Here is a 19,775-nt window from a genome sequence, read left to right as displayed (position 1 = left end):
CGTGACGACCGACAAGCCCCTGCTGGCCAGTGATCCGTCGCACTCGGGGCAGGTTCCGAGGCTGCCCGCGGACTCCGACCTACCCACTCCCGCGGGGTGTGGAATCCACAGCGGCGACTGGTCTGACGGGCTACGGTTCGGTGGAATGCGCAAGGATAGAACACCAGGTGGCCGGGGTACCCGGGGACGCTCAGTCAGGGAGGGTGCTATCAGCATGGCCGTCGATGACGTATCCACGATCATCGAACGGCTGCGCCTGCACCTGCTCAACGCGAAGCGGCTAGATGTTCTGTCCGACTCCTTCTCAATCTTCGTCTTTGACGCACTCCGTCAAGAGCTGAGAGACATACCGACGCGCCTCCTTCTCCGCAGCGGGTCACTTGATGAATTGCCGCTCAACGGACTGGACGAGGAGCACATGCTCCGCGCCCGTCTAGAGCAGCACTGGATCGCCCGCGAGTTCCTGACTTGGGCTGAGCATCACCTGCAGACCCGGAGTCTCAATCGCCGTAGCCGGGACTCTTGGACAGTGGTGGACGGGCCGGAAGCCTATGCCGTCCACGGCGCCGGATTCGAAGCAGAGAGCCTCGGCCTTGTCTCGTCCTCCTCGCTCCTCTTCCCTCGCGAGATCCACGATGCCGACCAGACGGCGGAGCTGGCGCTCAACTTCGAACGGATCTGGCACGACTCCGCGGCATCTCAGCCCTCGCAGGACGCCTTCCTGGATGCAGCGCGCGTGCTCGCACGCGACAACGCGCCCGAATCTGTCTACCTACGAATCCTGATATCGCTCTTCGGCGACTTCGTTGACGAAGCTGGAAAGGCAACCGCCGATCGCGGCCGGACCGGCTTCTTCAACACGGCAGTGTGGTCGAAGCTGTACAAGTTCCAGCGTGATGGGGTTCTGGGTGCGATAGAAAAGCTGGACCGCCACAACGGATGCATCGTTGCGGACAGTGTCGGTCTCGGAAAGACGTTCGAAGCTCTCGCAGTCATCAAATACTACGAACTGCGCAACGACCGGGTGCTCGTCCTCGCGCCGAAGAGACTCCGGGAGAACTGGACGCTTTACCGCGCAAACGATGCCCGCAACCCGCTCGTCACTGATCGGTTCAACTACGACGTCCTGAACCACACCGATCTCAGCCGTGAGAGCGGCACCTCGGGGGACATCGATCTCGCCCATGTCAACTGGGGCAACTACGACCTCGTAGTGATCGACGAGTCCCATAACTTCCGCAACAACCCGCAGGTCAAGGACCGCACCACCCGGTACGAGCGCCTCATGAGCGAGGTGTTCATGGCGGGGGTGAAGACCAAGGTCCTCATGTTGAGCGCAACCCCCGTTAACACCCGCCTCGCCGACCTGAAGAACCAGGTGCTCTTCGCAACCGAGGGCGACGATAGTGCTCTGGCGGAGAGCGGGATCAAGAGCATCGAGGGCACGCTCCGCAAGGCTCAGGCCCGGTTCACGATGTGGCAGAACCAGCCCGACGAGCAGCGCACGACCGATGCGCTGCTCGGGGCACTCGGCATGGACTACATCCGCCTCCTTGACCTCATCACGATTGCGCGATCGCGAAAGCACATCGAGAAGTACTACGGCACCGCCGACGTGGGCCGCTTCCCCGAACGTGTGGCACCGGTCAACCTGACACCGCCGATCGATGCGACCGACCAGCTGATGCCGTTGGCGGATCTCAACTCGGCCATCCTGATGCTCAACCTTGCCGCCTACAAGCCCACTTCGTACGTCCTCGAGAAGGCGAAGAAGAAGTACGCAGATCTGTACGACCACCATCTCCGAACGGGCGGGTCACGGGTCTGGCGTCAGACCGACCGTGAGGACAACATTGTTCATCTAATGCGAATGGGACTCCTCAAGCGACTGGAGTCATCCGTCCATTCGCTGTCGCTGACGGTCGCCAAGATCCTCGGCAAGGTCGAAGCGGCGATCGAGCGCATCGACGAGTTCGAGGCGCGTGACGACGTGGGTCTCTCGATCAACAGCTTCAGCGAACTGTCCGACCTCGACATGGACGACCAAGAACTGGACGACGTAGTTGGCGGGAAGGTCCGGGTGTTCCTCGCAGACGTTGACCGCATGAGATGGCGTCAAGACCTCGTTGAGGACCGAGAGACCCTGCGTGCAGTCCTCGCCGAAGTTTCGGCTGTCGATGTGAGCCGCGATGCGAAGCTGGCTGAGCTCAAGGCTCTCCTGGTTGAAAAGGCCAAGAATCCGACGAACGGCGATAACCGCAAGGCCTTGATCTTCACGGCCTACTCCGACACCGCGGAATACCTGTACGCCAACGTCGCCGAATGGGCTGTCGCTGATCTGGGGCTGCACGTCGCGCTTATTACCGGCAGCTCCACCAAAACCACAGCGCCCCTTGTGCGAAGCGGCATGCACGACGTGCTGGCGTCATTCGCCCCACGCGCGAAGGGCGGTGATCGCAACGGCCCCCAGATCGATGTAGTGATCGCGACTGACACCATCTCCGAGGGGCAGAACCTTCAGGACTGCGACACCGTCGTCAACTACGACATCCACTGGAACCCGGTCCGAATCGTGCAGCGGTTCGGACGTGTGGACCGACTCGGAACGACGAACGCCACCGTTCACTTGGTGAATTTCTGGCCGAACATCGACCTGGAGTCCTACATCAACTTGGAGAAGCGGGTCTCCAGCCGCATGTCTTTGCTCGACGTGTCCGCGACGGGGGAGGAGAACGTGCTGGACTCTGGCGACGCAGCCTCCATGAACGATCTCGAGTACCGACGCCGGCAGCTCGAGCAGATGCGTGTCGCCGCGCCCACCATGGAAGACCTCGCGGGCGGGTTGAGCATCACCGACCTCACCCTCTCCGACTTCCGCATGGACGCTGCCGCGCGACCCGCGACCGAACTGGCGGAGATCGAGCACTGGCCGCTCGCCCTGTTCGGCGTCAGCCGATTCGATGGCACATTGGCCGACGACGGGCTCGCGCCCGGTGCGATCTTCCTCCTAAGGGCCAGAGAAGGGTCGTCGGCGGTGCCTGCGGACTACCCACTCGCCCCCCACCTGCTCGTCTACGTCACCGACGACGGAGTCATCGCTCATGGAATCGAGCAGCCAAAGCTTGCGCTCGACGTACTGCGCCACCACGCCCTCGGCCAGACCGAGCCGGATGCCGACGCGCTTGCCGCCTTCAACACAGCGACTCGTAAGGGGCGGGACGTAAAGCACTACCGAGAGCTGCTCGACGTTGCTGTTCGAGCCGTCAGCGGCAAGGCCAAAGAGAGCGCGGTCGCATCTCTCTTCTCCGCCGGCGCATCAACCTACGGCGACGAGGCACAGGCAAGCGGGCTGGCCACCGTCGACCTCATCGCGTGGATGGCGCTGGTGCCGTGAGTGTCAGCGAAGCAACCCCCTTTGCGCCTCAGATCGTCCTGGGCCTCCCGGCGTCGGTGCACCAGCCCGGACGGATCCCCAAGAAGACCTTGGTGGAGCAGGCAGCGTCACAGACGGCCGATTCGGCGCTGATCACCCGGGCCGTCGCCGGCGCGTCAGTCCAGGCCGTCCTACGCTCTGACAACCTAAAGGTTCCTGCGTATGTCGACGAACTGAGGCGTGTCGACGACATCGCAGTGTTCCATCTCGAGCTCTCGGACGCAGCCTCGCCGGCAGACATGACAAGGCTTGTCGAGCTGCTCCACCGCAGCATGCCTCGCCCATTGATCCTCTTCCTCAGCTCGCCTCGTGACGGCGAATCGATCTCGCTCGCTTTGACGCACATCAACCTCAGCGATCCCGACCACGCCACGTCGGTCGTCGACCAAGGCGTCGTCGTTTCGCTCAAGAGCATCACGCGCGGCGCGCTGAGGATCGACAACCTGAATCGCACCGACCTTTGGGCCCTGTATCGCGATCTGGTCCGGGTCGCTGCCGCCGATGGCCAGCCCGCCTCGCCGTCACTCAGCACCGATGAGGCACTCGATCTCCGCGGACGACTCGCCGCACTCAACGCTGAGTTGGCTGTCGTTACCCGCGACGCTAAGAAGGAGAAGAGCCACGCAGGTCGGATCCACCTAAACACCAAGGCGAAAGAGTTGAGGCAGCAGATCGAAACTGTCGCCGGCTCCCTCTACAGTCCGACCTTGCCGCAATGACCACTGCCCTGTTCCGACACAATCGCTAGAAAGCAGATCCTGTGACTGAGGACTTCACCCCGCTGAATGAACTCGACGGTCCGGGGGAGGTGACCGGAAACCTCGCTGAGCTGGCCAGGCTGTTCCCGGACGCTGTCGCCGACGGCAGAGTCGACGTTGACGTGTTGCGTGACCTGCTGGGTGACCAGGCAGCACCAGCCGGGAGTGAGGGCTTCGGTCTCCGCTGGCCCGGGATGTCAGCTGCCCGCCGGCTCTCTACCCTTCCCGCCACGATGACGCTGCTCCCGAAGCCCGAAGAGTCCGTGGCCTGGGATGACACCCGCAACATAGTCATCGAGGGCGATAACCTCGAAGTACTCCGCCTGCTTCGCCGTGGTTACACGAACTCGGTCGACGTGATCTATGTCGATCCGCCATACAACACGGGGAACGATTTCGTGTACGACGACAAGCGCGTCGCTACCCAGGCAGAGCATGAGACTGCGGCTGGCCTCCGCGACGAGGCAGGTGCCCTTCAGGCAGGCATGGGGTCAGACCGCGCCACGGAACGAAAAGTTGGTGCCTCTCGCCACTCGAAGTGGCTGTCGATGATGTACCCCCGACTCATGGTTGCTCACCACCTCCTTAAGGAGACTGGCGTCATCATCGTCGCCATCGACGACACCGAACACGCGCGCCTAAAGCTGCTACTGGACCGAGTCTTCGGCGCGGAGAACTTCATCTCGAACGTCGTCTGGCAGGGAGTCAAGAAGAATGACTCGCGATACGTATCTGACAGCCACGACTACATGCTCATTTATGCAAAGAACGAGGCGTACCTCCGGGAGACCGGCGTGTATTGGCGAGCCAAGAAGGATGCCGTCGACGAGGTCCTCGCAAAAGCTGAACAGTCCTGGAGGAAGTCCGGGCAAGACGCCGCCCGCGCGACGGAGATGTATAAGGCGTGGATGACAACCCAAAAGCACAGGTTTACCGCGTCAATCACGAACTACAACAGGATCGATGACGAGGGGCGCGTCTTTTACGGTGACAATCCGGGGTCGCCAAACCTGCGCCCGAACCTCATGTACGACATCGCCCACCCGGTCACGGGCTTGCCAGTGCGCAAACCAAAGAAGGGCTGGCGGTATGCCGAAGACGTGATGAAGAAGAAGATCGCCGATGACCTCATTTTGTTCGGCGCGGACCATACGTCGTTGCCGTACGTAAAGACTTTTCTGGCTGAGCAGTCGATGGAGACAGCATCTTCAGTCTTCGAGCAGGCGCGGCGGTCTGCATCGCAGGCGCTAGAAGCACTACTCGGCACCAAGGTCTTCGACTTTCCAAAGGACGTTAACGTCCTAGCACGCTGGTTCGACCTTGTCTCCGGAGGGAACCAAGAAGCTTTGGTCCTCGATCTCTTCGCGGGATCGGGCACCACGGGCCATGCCGTCATGGACCTCAACGCACGAGATGGGGGAAGGCGGCGCTTCGTCCTCGTGCAATTGGACGAGCCGCTCGATCATGAGGACTTCGAGACGATCGCGGACATCACTCGCGAGCGTCTGCGGCGCGCCGGCCAGCAGATTGGCCAAAGAGCCAATTCCGCCCGGCCTGCGATCGATACCGGTTTTCGCTCCTACAAGCTGGCGGAGAGCAACGTGAGGCCGTGGGACGGCACGGGCGAACTCGACCTGCTGGCCGCAGTGGACAACCTCGCCGCGGGGCGCACCAGCGCCGACCTGCTGGTTGAGATGATGCTGCGACTCGGGATCGATCTGGTTACGCCCGTTTCGACCCGCGCCGTAGCCGGGAGCAAGCTCTACAGCCTCGCCGGGACCCTGTATGCCTTCTTCGGGACAGACGTCGCACTCGATACGGCGGATGAAATTGCACGAGCGATTGTCGCTTGGAGGGACGAAGAACCAGTGGACTCCGACATCACGGTCGTCGTCCGCGACACCGGATTCAAGGACTCCTCGGCCAAGCTGAACCTCGCGGCCGCGCTTCACCAAGCGGGCATCAAGACGCTACGGAGCATCTGACGTGAAGTTCACCTTCGAGGCGGATCTCGACTACCAGCGGGACGCGATCGACGCCGTCACGGGCCTCTTCAAGGGCCAGGAGTCGCTGACGTCACACTTCACCGTCCAAGCCCACGCCTCGTTGAGCGAAGGGTTATTCGAGGCCTCGGGCGACAGCCTGGGCATTTCGACCCACGGCTACGGCAACCGAATGCGTCTCACGCCCGAGACGATCCTCGGAAATCTACATGCGGCGCAGGACAAAATCGGCTTGGCCCCCGAGCCCAAGCTTAAGTCGATGGATTTCACCGTCGAGATGGAGACCGGGACCGGGAAAACCTACGTCTACCTCCGCTCGATCTATGAGTTGAACGCGCTGTACGGGTTCACGAAGTTCGTTATCGTTGTACCTTCCGTTGCGATCAACGAAGGTGTTGCTACGTCGATCGATATGCTGCGAGACCATTTCGGTGCCCTATACGGGAACCCGCCGATGCAATGCTTCCAGTACTCCGGAGACAACGTCTCGCGCCTTCGGTCGTTTGCGACGTCGTCGGGCATAGAGATCATGATCATCACGGTCGCAGCCATGAATAAGGCGACAGCCAGGATCAATAAGCCGTCCGAGGACCTCGATCTCGAAGTGCCGATGGACCTCATGCGCGCAACCAATCCCATCGTCATCGTCGATGAGCCGCAAAGCGTGTATGGCGACGACGGCAACCCGCGCAAGAAGAAGGGCGCTGGCCGGCTCGCCGTGGAGGGTATGAACCCGGTCGCGACGATCCGCTACTCGGCCACGCACCCGAAGTTGGACAAGGGCAACCTGATCTACCGGCTCGATGCAATCGGGGCCTACGAGAAGCAGCTGGTCAAGCAGATCGAGGTCGACGACCTCGTCACCGAGGCCAGCGGCACCACGCCTTACGTGCGACTGCTCGGCACCAAGCGCACCGGCGCCAGATTCACTGCGCGGTTGGAGCTCGATGCCGAGACATCGGTGGGCATTAGTCGGAAGTCGTTCACCGTCGGAATCGGGGAGAACCTGGGCGACCATGCCGGTCGCGATCTGTATCGCGACCTGATGGTCGACAGCATCAGCGTGGTTCCCGGGGCGGAGCATGTCCGGTTCACAGACTACAGCGAGGTGAAGGTCGGCGAAGCGATCGGCGCCGAGATCGGCCTGGCCGAACGCGCCCGACAGATGATCGCGCAGACCATCCGACAGCACCTGCGCAAGGAAGATGAGTTCGCGTTCCACGGACGCAAGATCAAGGTCCTCAGTCTCTTCTTCGTCGACTCAGTAGCGAAGTACCGCGTCTACGACGAGAACGGCGAAGCCCAGCCAGGACAGTATGCCCAGATCTTCGAGGAGGAGTACGCCAAGATCGCGTCCGAACCGGCGTTCAACAAGCTTCTCGGCAACAGGCCCGCCGAGGCCGTCGCGGCCGAAGCGCACCAGGGCTACTTCTCGGTCGACCGCGGCCGCGGAGGCGTCGAACGACTCGTCGAAACAAAGGAAACCACCGACAAGGGCCGACAGCAGGCGGGGCTTGCCTATGAGCAGATCATGAAGGACAAGATCGGCCTGACGACGCCAGGCACCCCGCTCCGGTTCATCTTCAGCCACTCCGCGCTTCAGGAGGGATGGGACAATCCCAACGTGTTCCAGATCTGCGTGCTGCGAAACATGGGCTCTGAGCGTTGGCGGCGGCAGAGCATTGGACGAGGTCTGCGCCTGTGCGTCGATGGCGACGGCAACCGCGTGCGCGGATTCGACGTCAACCGCCTGACCGTCATCGCCAATGAGTCGTACGAGGAGTTTGCTGAGCAGCTACAGCGCGAACTAGCTGAGGACCTCGGCATTGAGTTCGGCATCGTCACGATCGACGGTTTTGCCCGGCTCACCTATAAGCCGGTCGGAGCAACCGAAGCCAGGCCCGTCGGCAATGAGGCTGGCCGCGGGCTCTTCGCCGCCCTCCTGGAGGCCGGATACATCGAATCGCGCGGAAAGGTGCAAGACAGGCTCCGCGAAGCTGTTCAACAAGACACCGAAGAACTGCGTCAGCTGATCGAAGGGGCCATCGCGGACGAGCGGGGTCAGTTCGAAGTTCGCAGGCTGATCAAGAGCCTCGTCAAGCCCATTGACATCAAGAGGGCCGGGTCCCGCATTTCTGTGCCGATGGTGCAGGAGCGACTGGAAAGCCCCGAGTTCCGCGCTCTATGGGATCGCATCCAACACCGCACCGAGTTCCGAGTCGCAGTCGACGAGGACGCGCTGCGCGACGAGATTGTGAAGGCGTTGCGGGAGATGATGCCGGTGCCGCGGCGCAAGGGAGAGTGGCTCACCCACGTTGTCGGTCGCATCGATCAGAGCGGCTTGAACGCAGAGACCAGCCATGCGCGTCGCGCCGATGTCCTCTACGAAGACAGCCAGAATCTGCCTGACATCCTCTCCGTGCTCGCTGATCGCACTCAGCTCACCCGGGCAACCATCGCTCACGTGCTAACCGGGTCGGGAACCCTTCACCAGTTCAAGCTGAACCCGCAGGTGTACGTCGATCGGGTAACCGCGATCTTGAACGCCACCAAGTCCCGATTCCTGATTCAGGGACTCCGGTACGAGCTCGTGGATACCAATAGGCCCGATCGCGAGCGTCGTTACCCCCTGTCGCTGCTCGAGGAAGCTGATCTGTCGGGGTACACGGGTAGTGGCGGGAACGTGGTCGCTGATGACAACAACGAGCCAGTCTCGTTCGCGGCGAAGTCGCCCTACAAGTACTTGGTCGTCGACTCGGGCGTGGAGAAGGCGTTCGCTCTTCGGCTTCAGGAGCGAGACGACATCAAGGCCTTCGTCAAACTGCCCGCCGCATTCGTCATCCCCACGCCGCTTGGTGACTACAACCCGGACTGGGCCGTGATGGCGGAGCGCCCTGACGGAAGTCAGTACATCGTCTTCGAGACCAAGAGCACTACAGACCTCGAACTCCTCCGCCCGGCTGAGCGCGGTAAGATCCTAGCCGCGCGACGTCACTTTGACCGCGTCCGAGCCGACGTGGGCTTCACGGATCTGAAGTACGCAGTCGTGAACAACATGGAGACGGCTAATGCGATTCTCGATGACGTCGTCGCCTATGACCTGGCGCTCTTGGAATGATGCGCGAAACTGACCGTGGACGACGTGACGGAGCCCCGTTCGTAGCCGCGTGCAGTTACCAGGGTGGTTCAGAGACGCAGGGGTCCGATTCGCGGTTATAAGCCGTAGCGAACAGGCGCTCCTGGACCGCTCTGGGTTCAGATCTCAATCGTGATTAGGGGTTCGGCCATTCGCTTGACGTTCTGGATTGCGGCGCCTTGGGCATCCAGACGCCAGGCAGTCGACGCCGCGGCCTCCTCGAAGCTTCGAGTCTCGGTCGCGGACAGATCGACTCCGGACGACGCGACGATTGTCTGCAGGACCTCAAGTGGCTCGACCTTCGTGGGCTCCTCGTGGCTCGTCGCAGCGTTCGGGTCATGCGTGGTGTCGACGTACAGACGGTTCGACTCACGGCCGCGCGTAGCCATCACGTAGAGCGATTCCCGCATGGTGTTCGCGGTGATGTACGCGTGCGCGGTGTTCACGGTCCGGCCCTGTGCCCTGTGGGCGGTCGTGGCGTAACCGAGTTCGAGGTTCTCGACGACATAGTCAGCGGGGAGCACAGCGACCTCTCCCCCGCTCGCTCGACGCACACGCACCGACCCGTTCTCGTCAATGGCCTGCACGATCCAGTCGTCACCGTTCTTGACCCAACCGCTCCCCGTAAGGAGTGCGCGCCGGTTCAGACGGGTCACGACGACGTCGCCAACCCCGACGACAGTCCCGTCCCCGAGCCGAACTCCCACGTCGCCGACCTCGCTGGCGGCGACCCGGTGGGATCGGGCGCGAGCGTTGAGGTCTCGCACGGTTTCGGTGTCTGCGGCCAGCATCAACGAGGTCTGGCCGGCCCTCACGTCCTGCTGCCACCCCTCGAAGATGAGGTCGACCATGTCGTCTCGAGACCCAGATTCGACCCGCCCCTTAGCAGCATACGTCGCTGCCACCGAGGCCAGGCCGGACCGCAGGTCGAGGCTGGCGTTGCGTTCCCACTCGTGGCGGAACCGTCGAACGTCGTGCAGCGTCGGCGCGTCTGGCCGAGCGTCAGAAAGCAACTTGAAGGCGCCCCCGGCTTGCACTGGGGACAGTTGGGCCCAGTCCCCCACCAGCAGTACCTTCGCGCCCGCGTCGGTGGCCGCTGTCGCGATCCGGTCCAGGTCGAACGTGGCAGCCATTGACGCCTCGTCCACGATCACCAGTTGCCCGGGGCGCAGAGCCCACCGCTCGTATGCCGCTCGCGCGGTTGCCGTTTCTGCCTCCAGTCTCCGCGTGGCGGGTGAGGGGTACGCGCGAGCCAGCCGGCCGGCATACGCGTCGGCCTTTGCTTTGTGTTCGGGGAGGCGGTCTTGTTCGCTGATCCATTTGGCGGTGTTCTCGGTGGGGACGCCGACTGCGTCGGCGAGGACCTCGGCGCCTGCCGCTGAGGGGGCGAGGCCCACAACGGAACCTGGCCCGTAGGTGGCTTCCCAGGCTGCACGGACGCCGGCCATCGCGGTGGACTTCCCCGTTCCGGCGGCACCAACGAGGAGGTCGACTCGGCGGCCCGACGTGACGGTCGCGGTGACGGCAGCGGCCTGGTCAGCGGACAGGTGGTGGGTACGCCCGGGCAGGGGTTGCTCGGCAATGGCGGAGGCGGTTGCGGCGGGAACGACGGGCGCGTCTTCGGCAGCAGCGGCGTCGAGGAGGCGGGCCTCGGCGTCGAGGAGCTCCTGGGTGGCGAAGACCTCGCTGTCGCGGGCAACGAACTTGGTGCTCCCGTCGGCACGCCGGAGCCCGTCGGGCACGCGACCGACGTCGGGTGGGGTGAGTTGGACTGCCAGCTCAGTGGCGTAGGTGGCGGTCTTGCCAGCCACAGACGTTCGGTCGTTTGGGGTGGCGAAGCGGACGCCGTGAAGCTCGCGGAGGGCTTCGGCGAAGAGGTTGGCCCGGGTGAACGTGGCTCGCTTGTCGGCAACCTTTGCCAGCACGATCGTGGCGGCGTCACGGAAGATCCCGTCGTCTGTGTCGTCGGCCGAGCGGAGCGTGGGCGCCGTGTCGCGGGTGAGGTCGGCGGCCCACCGTTCGGGCTCGTCGCCAATATGAGGACGGGCACGGTCGCGCCAATCGGCGATGAGGTCGCGCAGGGGTCGGAGGTGCTTGTCCTCACGGGTGGTGAGGGTGGCATGTTGGCGCATCTGAATGACTTCGCGAGCCGTGGGTTCCCGGCCATGGGAGGCCGTGAAGCTGGCGACGAGGTCATCCTTGGCCGACTCGATCGCGGTGGTGCGCTGGGAGAAGTGGTCGCGAAGGGCCTTGGGGACGCCGTCGACTTCCCACTTGGGTTCTGCGGAACGGCGGCGCTGCTCGGGTGCCCAGGTCCAGCCGAGGTCGGCCGTGAGCTGGTCCGCGAGGATGCCGTTGTAGAGCTCGGACATCCCGACGGCTGCGCGGAAAAGCGCCTTGGAGTCGAGGGTGCGCCACTTGCCGTCGCTGACGGCTTGGACGCGGTTGAGGACGACGACGTGGGTGTGGAGCTGGGGATCACCGGAGCGGGAGTCCCAGTGGTCGAACGCGGTGGCGACGATGCCCCGAATGTCTTCTTGGACGACGCCGCCCTTGCCGAGTCGGGTCGCGAAGACCTGGGACTCGCCGTAGGCGATAACGGCCTCGAGAGCGCGGCGGTGGGCGGCGTAGATGCGGGCGCGGGTGGCGTCGTCGGCCAGCGCCCACGCGACGCTGACGGACTTGGGGGCGGAGAAGGTGAGGTCGAAACCGGCGACGGTCTTGGGGGCCTTGCGTTGCCGGCCGAACCGGTCGATGACGGTGGCGGGCTGAGTGTGCGGTATCTGGCCGAGGGGTTCGCCGGTAACGGGATCTCGGAGCATGCCGAGCATGCGCCAGAGAGCTTCCTCGGTGACGAGCGTGCCTGACTCGACGCCTGCGCCGCCAGCCAGGCCTGCAAGGCCGGCGCCGAGGAATCGCCCGGGCGGGGTTCCTCCGGCTGCGTAGTAGGCGGCGAGCCCAGCGGCCGCACCAGCCTCGTCGAGCCGGGCGACTGAGGACATCAGGTAGCGGTATCCCGCCCCCAGAGTCATCCGCCGGATCGACATCGTCATGCGGAGACAACGGCTCGGCTGGGGCACTATGGAAGTGGGCGGCGCGACCACCCGCGACAGCGGGTGCCAGACGTGTGGCGCTCAGTACGGGGTTGGTGGCTGGCGCGCCATTGAAGGTGCTCGGAACGCAGGGCGAAGGGAAGGGTTCTGTGCCTGCCGCGGGACCCGGGACGGGCCGGCTGCTACGGGAAGAGGGCGGGTGCTTGGACCTCGAGCAGGTAGCGATTCATGTGGCCTTCGTACCTGAGTGAACCACCCGGCAGCGAAGGAGACTCGATTCGCCAGTACAGCTGGCGCATACCTGTCGCGGAGTGCTGTTGGGCGAGGTGCCTCGCCTCATCGAGCGAGACGAGCCAAACCATGTCCGCGTCCAAGGCCACAAAGGCGATGAACTCAGCGGGACAGTCGTGCGGAAAGAACCATCCCCGAGACAGTGGGCCTCGGCCTCCCGTCGGCTTCGAAGCGAGGTTCGTCTTAACCTGGACCGTCGTCGCCGACCGGTCGCCAGGCGAGTAGACCACGAGGTCGATGCCTGCGTCGGTTGTCAGTCGCGCACTGTCGATCCCCACCTTCAGGAGCTGGTACTGAACTAGGAGTTCACCTGCAGCGCCGATGTGCTGAGTACTCACAGTCCGGACAGTAATCGCTGTCAGGGGCAATTGGATGACGCCGGACGGCACTCCTCGGATCAACGCCTGCGCAGCCGTCCGAGTCGGAACCGGGCCACGTCTGACGACGCCTGAACCGCGGCTGGTCGTCGCCTCGCCGCCAGCATGGCGCCGCGTCGTGCCCCGACGCGTGCGTGACTCTCATGAAGCCGAACGCGCCAGGAGGCATCATGAAGACGCACCCCAACCGTGAAGATGCTCGTCGTCGTCTGCATGAGGCACAGCGCGCCGAGGCGGCCGCTCTCGCCGGTACGACGAAGGCGTACGCGGCTCGCGCCCGGGTTCAGGAGCGCGTTGACGCTGCTGACCAGAACATCGCCGAAGCGGTTGCCAGGCTGGCGGAGGTCTCGGGCCTCGACCGAGCCGCGCAGCTCCTCGACCAGCCGCTCGGCGTGGTCAAGCGTGCCGTGCAGGCAGCCGAAAGCAGCCGGTCGGGCGCCGACACGGCGCGCCCCATCTCTCCCTGACCATGTCGGCCGCCGCTGTGTTCAGCCGGCTGCCTGCGGCAAGATGGCGAGTCATGTGGCGGACGGAGGAGGCCCCAGAGCTCGCCGCCCGATATCTGGGCGACCTTGGGACGAGGTGGGATCACGTCGAGACCGTTGGACGGCTCGCGGACTGGATGGTTTCGGAGGTCGGGATCTCCTCCGACATCGCTGCGGCGGCGTGGCTCCATGACCTCGGCTACGCGCCCGCACTGGCGATCACCGGCTTCCACCCGGTCGACGGCGCGACGTTCCTGGCACACGCGGGCGCGCCGGATGGAGTGGTGAGTCTGGTGGCCCATCACACGGGCGCACGCTTCGAAGCCGAGGAGCGAGGGCTCGAGAGTGACCTCGGCCGCTTCTCCGCTCCGGACGCAGACGATCTCGATGCTTTGAATCTGCTCGACCTGGTGTCGTCGCCGACAGGGGCAATCACGACTCCGCGAGAGCGAGTCGACGAGATCCTCAACCGCTACCCCGAGGGTCACCCCGTCCACCGCGCCATCACGCGTTCGCATCCCGAGCTTCTCGCCTCGGCGTTGCGGGGTCGATTGCGGCTTGGGCTATCCGATGTGTGGCCGGCCGGAGTCCTCGAGGGCGTGGGCGAGGCGCAACCGCATTGACGGGTGGAGGTCGAGGTCGGAGATCTCCTCTGGTGCCAGCCACTCGACTTCACTGCTCTCTTCGCTCGTGCGTTTGGCACCGCCAATCAGTTTGGCGCGGAAGGCAATTGAGAACTGCTGACGCACCTCACCATCGTCATACGCCATGACGTGGTGGGGGTTGGTGTAGGTGCCCGTGATCGTCTCGACCTCGACGTCGTAGCCGGTCTCTTCCTTCACCTCGCGCACGACGGTATCGGCGATTGACTCGCCGGGCTCGTGCCCTCCCCCGGGTAGTGCCCATCGGTTGTTGTCCGTCTTGTGGATCATCAAAATCCGGCCCTCGTCGTCACGGACGATGGCCACGACGGAAGGCACGACGCTGTTGATCGCCGGTGCGCCGGGGTCGTCGATGTAGTCGATGCGTCCCATGGGCGTCGACGTTACGCCGTGCCGAGCGGCTTGGCTTTCTGCCACGTCCTATCGAACGACTCGAGGTAGTGGGTGAACAGCCGGCCGCCTGGAACGCGGTTGAGATGCAGCACCGGCGAGTGTCCGGCGGCGGCACCGTAGGTGTGAGGATTGACAAGCAGAGCATCGTCGAAGCGGAAGAGCGAGGCGTACAGAGTGCATCCGTGCTGACGTGCCTGCACGCCTCCTCCTGCGTCGTCGATCTCGACCGCGGACCCGCCGACCACCTCACCTCCGTTGAGGATCAGCGCCAAGTAGTTCCAAGTCAGAGAACAGCGAGCCGCCATCAGCTCGCCGATCCCTTCCTCCTTGCCGCGCAGCGCGACCGCGTCGCTCGTTGGGTCACCAAACAGCAGGCGCACAGAGACGCCCGCGGCGGCTCGTTCTGAAAGCCGCTGAGCGAAGGACGGCACGCTGTCGTGAAGGAAGCTCCCGGCATACGCCAAAAGGTCGATCGATTCGTGAGCTGAGTCGAGAAGCTCGACCCAGGTCGAGCTTGGGACGCTCCCGCGACTGGGGTAGAGATCGACGAACTCGGCCTTCGCTGCAGCTCGCGATCTTGGGTCGGATTCCGTTGTGGGCCAGAGGAATACGTCTGTTCGGCCGAGCACACCGGCGGACTTCAGCCGGTGGGCTCGATGCGGCACACGGTCCTTGGTGATCCATCGCTCGACGGTCTTGGGGTCGACGCCGACGGCGTCACCGAACTCGGCCAAGGACATGCCGGCCTCGACGATCGCCGACCGGAGTCGCTCGTTGGACATGACCCTCCCTTGCACACCTGCTGGGACGTTCTGCCAGAACTGAGACGTCCTCAAACGTCCTGCCACGTGGTGACCGCGTCCTGCCCTCTCGGGATGTGCTGTTCGCGGCACCAAGGCCAATTGGCCTCAACAACAACCATGCCGGATCCCAAGACGCACCGGGCACTCGAATCTTCGGCTGTGGATAACCGCAGCCGCAAGGGCGACTGTGGACAACTTTCAAGGCGCTCCGCCCATTTCTGGTCCTCTGAACGACACCGGCGCTCGGAACAAGCAGAAGGGGAGAACTGCGACATGGCGATCGGACAGATGGAGAAGGGCGCGGAGCTCAAAGCCGCGCTGGATGGGTGCGGCAGCTTGGGGACCTCGGGGCCGGAGACCGCTCGACTTTGGCTCGAGATCCGCGACTGCGTGTGCACACGCGGATGCGTCGACGTCGTGCCCTACGGCTCGACGAGGCCGGTCACCGTCACCGACGACTACGTTGGCGAAGAACTCGTCGCTGCGATGGAGTGGCTCATCAAGAACGAGGACACCGCTCGCGGTCTCGGCCCCGAGTCGCTGTTCGCCCACATCTCCTCCCAGGCCAAGCGCAGCGCGAAGGGGTCGGGACGCGCCGCCCGGAACGACCAGCTGCACGGCATGACCGACGTCCCGGCCGGCGCGCCCGTGAGGTTCGTCGAGCTCGACGCCCCAAAGGACGAGTCATGAGCGCGTCCGCACTGGACCGCTGGGTCGCCGGCGAACTCGGACTCGAGGTGGATGACCCGCGGATGACGGGCGTCATCTCCCCTGCGATCGACATCCTTATCTCCCGCATCGAGGAAGCCAGGAGTCGAGGCGCCGAAGACCCGCTGGTGACCATCACGGCCAAGAGCGCCGGCGGCAACTCGCGGGAGTGCACCAAACGCATGCTCAGCCAGCTCAGACTCGAGCCGACCTCACGACGAGCGGTCCACCGGCTCCTCGGCGGCTCACCATCAGGCTGGTCGGGCCTGCTCCGGATCTTCACCGAGGGGCGACACCTGACCGAACTCGAGTTCGTCTACGCGCGACGTCAGGTCCTGGCGATCTCGCCGGCTCGGGCTGTCGATGCGACGAGCATGGGCGCATGAGCGCGTGTCCATCTGTCGCGGAGCGAGAGCCTCCACGGCGTCAGGAACTGGCCTGATACCGCACTACTGCCTGCAAAACGGCGCGGCCGGCAGTGTTGTGCTCGCGGAGGACTTCGCCTGTCGAGTAGTCAGTCAGGGTGGTCCGACACGTTCCAACCGTGGGCTCAACAGTTACCTTCAGATCGGCGTCACCGTAGCCAGGACCAGTCCCGTACTTCCTGTCGAAGGACTCGATTCCACCTACCGACAGGGTCGTGGGATTCCGTCCAACCAAGACTTGGTCAGCCGAAGTGCCGTACGCGATGTCCACGCCGGCAACGCCATCCGCGCCGCAGTCGACTTGAACAACGATCGATGCGTCGGGACCACTCACCGTTGGAGTCGGGACGCTCGACGGGGAGGCCGACGAAGTCGAAGCTGCACCCAGTCCCTGCTCGAGAGTCTCCGACGAGCACGCGGTTAAGGAGACCAAGGCCATGACGAGGAGCACGAGGTTGCGATGCAAATTCATGGCGGGCGCCTTCCGGCCGGGAGAGAGGACGGGCGACCATAACAGGAGGCTTCGGCTGCATGGACACGGCTCCGTCCCAAGGTCGATGCAGAGGTTGAGTCCGATTCACGATCGGCGCGCCTGCCGTGGTCCGAACTGCAGTGCTTGGCACTCGACCCACCGAGGGAGGGATGGGCTGCGACATGCATGACCCGCTCGCCAAGCGGCTCCATACCCGAGGCCCTCCAGTGGGAGGGACAGCACCTCCGACGGCGCCCTTAGATGACCACGTCACACGGGAGATGTGGTTCAGCTCGGGGATGGAGCCCTATGGGTCCGGAGGGGTTCAAGGCTGGGATGCCGGATCAACGCCTCGGTCCCGTAGAGCGCGTCGATGCCCGCAACGGCGATAACCGCGACGGCCGGCCCGGCAATCTGTCGCGGCCGACCGTCGCCGTAGTCGAGCACGACGTTTCCCGCCTCAAGGTCCGCGTCGAAGCCCACGACGGTCCCCCACCACTGCGACCGCAGGCTGCCGTCGGGCAGACGCAGGAGCAGCCGCCGCGTTGTCACGATCCCTTGGCACCAGTAGGCCTCACCCCACTGCCCATCCACGCGCCATCGGGTCCAGCACATCGCCACACGCAGGACGTCCTCATCCGGCTCGGTCACGATCCGCAACGCCAGAGCGTCCACGCGCTGAGGCTCGCTCATCCCTGCCAGTTCCAAGGCGAGAGCGCGCGCATCCTCCACGGCCGCCGAAGCGACGGTCGTGGGGTATGCCGTCCGCTCACTTGCGCGCACGAACTCTCCTTGGTCTGACGCACCTCTACTGACAACACTCTCGCGTAGGGGCGCGACACCGCAACAGGACCGCGGATGGTGCCCCGCAGTGCTCGTGTGGGTGACATGTCTGTTGCTCGTGTCGGTGCCGCCGTCTCTGCTGCTGCCGCAGCGATGGGTTTCGTGGGATTCGTGATTCTCCTCGGAGCCATGCCGCAGTCCGCGGCGGCGGGAGTTGACATCTGTACGACCTCGGGACCCGTCGCCGAGCTCTCGGAGGCCCAGGCCAGGAACGCGCGGACGATCGTCGCCGTCGCCACACCGCGTGGTGGGCGGGTCGCCGCGCAGATCGCGATCATGACGGCCATCACCGAGTCCGCCCTTAGGAACATCGGGAACCCCAACGACCCAAACGGAACGCAGTTACCCAACGAGGGGTGGGGCTACGACCACGACTCACTCGGCCTGTTCCAGCAACGGCCGGGGTGGGGCAGCGCAGCGCAGCGGATGGACCCGATCGTCTCGACCGGGCTCTTCCTCGACGCACTTCTCGAGGTCAGGGACTGGCACGTGCGCTCACCTTGGGTTGTCGCCCAACAGGTCCAGCGCTCGGCCTTCTCCGACGGAAGCAATTACCTGGTCCACGCGGCCGCAGCCGCGCGAGTCGTTGACGTCGTCCTCGGCACGTCATCGGAGTGCGAGGCCACTACCAACGGGCAGCCGGTGGCGCTGCCTGCTGGCTTCACCCTCCCGCCCGGGACGAGTCCGGCAGCACAGCGTGCGGTCTCGTTCGCGCTGGCCCAACTTGGCAAGCCCTATGTCTGGGGTGCCGAGGGACCCGAATCCTATGACTGCTCAGGCCTTACCCAGACCGCCTGGCGAGCCGCCGGCGTCTCCATTACCCGCGTCGTCGGCACCCAGATGCACGACGGCGTCCCGACCGACCTAGCTCACCTGCTTCCGGGTGACCTCATCGCGATCCCTGGCGGGTTGGGCACCATGGCCAGACCGGGGCACGTCGGGATGTACATCGGGGACGGCCTCGTCGTCGAGGCCCCGCACACGGGCGACGTCGTCAAGGTGGTCAGCGTCAAGTCCTACATCGCTGGAGGCGTCGCCGGCATCCGCCACATAGCTTGAACCCACCCGTCCGCCGATACCTCTTGTTCTAGTCCATGATGGGTTTGGCTTTGACGACGACGACCTCTTGCCGGAGCTCGCTGGGGTCAAGGAGAACGCCTGCATGCATGGCTGCGCATGCGGCCAGATTCAAGGCGACGTGGGGGTAGCAGGTCACGTCTCCAACAAGCGTGTCGCCGGCGGCCGCCACCATCAGCAACTCCTCGAGACGTCTGGCGGCCACCACAGCGTCGGCATGGTCCTGTGATTCTTCAACTGGCTCTGGTTTGCCGTCGCTCGTCACCATCGCTTCGGCCAGAAGCAGATTGGCTTGCCCGCTGAGGAACGCGTCTGGTTGGGTCGTCGCGACGACCGGCGTGCCGGATCGGGTCGCGACGTAGGAAAGCAGCCACGGCACTTGCACCAGTCCTGTCGCTAGGACGCCGGCGCCTGCGCCGGCACTCCAAGACCGATTTCGCTCTCCGGCCCTCGCCCGACCGAGGTAGCTCCAGCTCCCGGCATCGGCAGATGGCACCGGAACCGACAGTGGGCATTCAAAGGCCAACGCCACTGGGCGCCCGGACGCCAGCGCGGACACCACAGCATTCCCGAGCAACGTGGGATCGTCCTGCCCACGCTGGCTCGCGTCGCTGGTCGACCAAGAGAAGCCGCCCGTCCTGCGGACCGACCCAACATCGACGCCGAAGATCAGGACGCCGCTTGGCGCATTGGGCGTCGTAACGCCGGCCGAAAGCGTCGTCATCGTTGTTCCCTTCGGCTTGGATTCCTGGGCGCCATGATCGGAATGCTGTCACGCGGGGATGGCACGCCATCTGCTGAGAGTCTTCGGCAGAGCACGCAGATGGTGCCCCAGCGGCTGGGTGGTCGCAGTACG

General features: G+C 64.5%; 15 protein-coding genes. 9 read left to right on the top strand and 6 right to left on the bottom strand.

Annotated features, from left to right (window positions below):
- The first annotated feature begins 214 nt into the window (after positions 1 to 214).
- From AC3EU2_RS09785 to AC3EU2_RS09770, 4 genes are read left to right on the top strand one after another with little or no spacing between them, the layout of a single operon-like run.
- Positions 215 to 3,394, top strand: a complete 3,180-nt coding sequence (locus tag AC3EU2_RS09785; protein WP_488176108.1) for a helicase-related protein — start codon at positions 215 to 217, stop codon at positions 3,392 to 3,394.
- Entirely contained in the window at positions 3,391 to 4,152 is a 762-nt protein-coding gene (locus AC3EU2_RS09780) for a DUF4391 domain-containing protein (protein ID WP_488176107.1), read from the top strand. The genes AC3EU2_RS09785 and AC3EU2_RS09780 overlap by 4 nt, the downstream gene beginning before the upstream one ends.
- Positions 4,153 to 4,193: 41 nt before the next feature.
- Positions 4,194 to 6,176 carry a site-specific DNA-methyltransferase gene (locus AC3EU2_RS09775; RefSeq protein ID WP_488176106.1) on the top strand — a complete coding sequence of 661 codons (1,983 nt, stop codon included), beginning with the start codon at positions 4,194 to 4,196 and terminating at the stop codon, positions 6,174 to 6,176.
- 1 nt (position 6,177) lies between these two features.
- Positions 6,178 to 9,312, top strand: coding sequence for a restriction endonuclease (locus AC3EU2_RS09770; RefSeq protein ID WP_488176105.1), 3,135 nt, complete (start codon positions 6,178 to 6,180; stop codon positions 9,310 to 9,312).
- 137 nt (positions 9,313 to 9,449) lie between these two features.
- Here AC3EU2_RS09770 and mobF read toward each other — a convergent pair whose 3' ends face one another.
- Positions 9,450 to 12,383, bottom strand: coding sequence for a MobF family relaxase (mobF, locus tag AC3EU2_RS09765; protein ID WP_488176104.1), 2,934 nt, complete (start codon positions 12,381 to 12,383; stop codon positions 9,450 to 9,452).
- A 182-nt stretch (positions 12,384 to 12,565) separates the two neighbouring features.
- Positions 12,566 to 13,012 (bottom strand): hypothetical protein, encoded by a 447-nt coding sequence (locus tag AC3EU2_RS09760; RefSeq protein ID WP_488176103.1) that lies wholly within the window; start codon positions 13,010 to 13,012, stop codon positions 12,566 to 12,568.
- A 209-nt stretch (positions 13,013 to 13,221) separates the two neighbouring features.
- Between AC3EU2_RS09760 and AC3EU2_RS09755 the strand changes: the two genes are divergently transcribed.
- Both AC3EU2_RS09755 and AC3EU2_RS09750 read left to right on the top strand, forming a co-directional pair.
- Positions 13,222 to 13,518, top strand: coding sequence for a hypothetical protein (locus AC3EU2_RS09755; protein ID WP_488176102.1), 297 nt, complete (start codon positions 13,222 to 13,224; stop codon positions 13,516 to 13,518).
- Positions 13,519 to 13,571: 53 nt separating this feature from the next.
- On the top strand, positions 13,572 to 14,159 hold the full coding sequence (locus AC3EU2_RS09750) for an HD domain-containing protein (RefSeq protein WP_488176101.1): 588 nt from the start codon (positions 13,572 to 13,574) through the stop codon (positions 14,157 to 14,159).
- Here the strand turns inward: AC3EU2_RS09750 and AC3EU2_RS09745 are convergent.
- Both AC3EU2_RS09745 and AC3EU2_RS09740 read right to left on the bottom strand, forming a co-directional pair.
- On the bottom strand, positions 14,100 to 14,570 hold the full coding sequence (locus AC3EU2_RS09745; RefSeq protein ID WP_488176100.1) for an NUDIX hydrolase: 471 nt from the start codon (positions 14,568 to 14,570) through the stop codon (positions 14,100 to 14,102). The genes AC3EU2_RS09750 and AC3EU2_RS09745 overlap by 60 nt on opposite strands.
- 11 nt (positions 14,571 to 14,581) lie before the next feature.
- A complete protein-coding gene (locus tag AC3EU2_RS09740) occupies positions 14,582 to 15,373 on the bottom strand; it encodes an XRE family transcriptional regulator (RefSeq protein ID WP_488176099.1) in 792 nt (263 codons plus the stop codon).
- Positions 15,374 to 15,667: 294 nt separating this feature from the next.
- Here AC3EU2_RS09740 and AC3EU2_RS09735 point away from each other — a divergent pair, with 294 nt between their 5' ends.
- A complete protein-coding gene (locus tag AC3EU2_RS09735; RefSeq protein WP_488176098.1) occupies positions 15,668 to 16,084 on the top strand; it encodes a hypothetical protein in 417 nt (138 codons plus the stop codon).
- Positions 16,081 to 16,488 carry a hypothetical protein gene (locus AC3EU2_RS09730; RefSeq protein ID WP_488176097.1) on the top strand — a complete coding sequence of 136 codons (408 nt, stop codon included), beginning with the start codon at positions 16,081 to 16,083 and terminating at the stop codon, positions 16,486 to 16,488. Before AC3EU2_RS09735 ends, AC3EU2_RS09730 begins: the two co-directional genes overlap by 4 nt.
- Positions 16,489 to 17,287: 799 nt before the next feature.
- On the opposite strand, the gene AC3EU2_RS09725 is transcribed toward AC3EU2_RS09730, so the two are convergent.
- Complete coding sequence (locus AC3EU2_RS09725) at positions 17,288 to 17,782, bottom strand: hypothetical protein (protein ID WP_488176096.1); 495 nt, start codon at positions 17,780 to 17,782, stop codon at positions 17,288 to 17,290.
- A 153-nt stretch (positions 17,783 to 17,935) separates the two neighbouring features.
- On the opposite strand from AC3EU2_RS09725, the gene AC3EU2_RS09720 reads away from it, so the two are divergent.
- Positions 17,936 to 18,901, top strand: coding sequence for a C40 family peptidase (locus AC3EU2_RS09720; protein WP_488179471.1), 966 nt, complete (start codon positions 17,936 to 17,938; stop codon positions 18,899 to 18,901).
- A 28-nt stretch (positions 18,902 to 18,929) separates the two neighbouring features.
- Here the strand turns inward: AC3EU2_RS09720 and AC3EU2_RS09715 are convergent, their stop codons facing one another.
- Positions 18,930 to 19,643 carry a hypothetical protein gene (locus AC3EU2_RS09715; RefSeq protein ID WP_488176095.1) on the bottom strand — a complete coding sequence of 238 codons (714 nt, stop codon included), beginning with the start codon at positions 19,641 to 19,643 and terminating at the stop codon, positions 18,930 to 18,932.
- Positions 19,644 to 19,775: the final 132 nt, after the last annotated feature.

Source organism: Knoellia sp. B-D-2 (assembly GCF_057714695.1).
Note: the sequence above shows the minus strand (reverse complement) of the source record. Positions and strands in the feature narration are given on the sequence as shown.

Excerpts from the sequence above, each read along its gene's own strand:
- AC3EU2_RS09745 (WP_488176100.1), bottom strand. The coding sequence starts at position 14,570 with ATGGGACGCATCGACTACATCGACGACCCCGGCGCACCGGCGATCAAC.
- AC3EU2_RS09720 (WP_488179471.1), top strand. The coding sequence starts at position 17,936 with ATGGGTTTCGTGGGATTCGTGATTCTCCTCGGAGCCATGCCGCAGTCC.
- AC3EU2_RS09785 (WP_488176108.1), top strand. The coding sequence starts at position 215 with ATGGCCGTCGATGACGTATCCACGATCATCGAACGGCTGCGCCTGCAC.
- mobF (WP_488176104.1), bottom strand. The coding sequence starts at position 12,383 with ATGACGATGTCGATCCGGCGGATGACTCTGGGGGCGGGATACCGCTAC.
- AC3EU2_RS09735 (WP_488176098.1), top strand. The coding sequence starts at position 15,668 with ATGGCGATCGGACAGATGGAGAAGGGCGCGGAGCTCAAAGCCGCGCTG.
- AC3EU2_RS09730 (WP_488176097.1), top strand. The coding sequence starts at position 16,081 with ATGAGCGCGTCCGCACTGGACCGCTGGGTCGCCGGCGAACTCGGACTC.
- AC3EU2_RS09740 (WP_488176099.1), bottom strand. The coding sequence starts at position 15,373 with ATGTCCAACGAGCGACTCCGGTCGGCGATCGTCGAGGCCGGCATGTCC.
- AC3EU2_RS09755 (WP_488176102.1), top strand. The coding sequence starts at position 13,222 with ATGAAGACGCACCCCAACCGTGAAGATGCTCGTCGTCGTCTGCATGAG.
- AC3EU2_RS09715 (WP_488176095.1), bottom strand. The coding sequence starts at position 19,643 with ATGACGACGCTTTCGGCCGGCGTTACGACGCCCAATGCGCCAAGCGGC.
- AC3EU2_RS09750 (WP_488176101.1), top strand. The coding sequence starts at position 13,572 with ATGTGGCGGACGGAGGAGGCCCCAGAGCTCGCCGCCCGATATCTGGGC.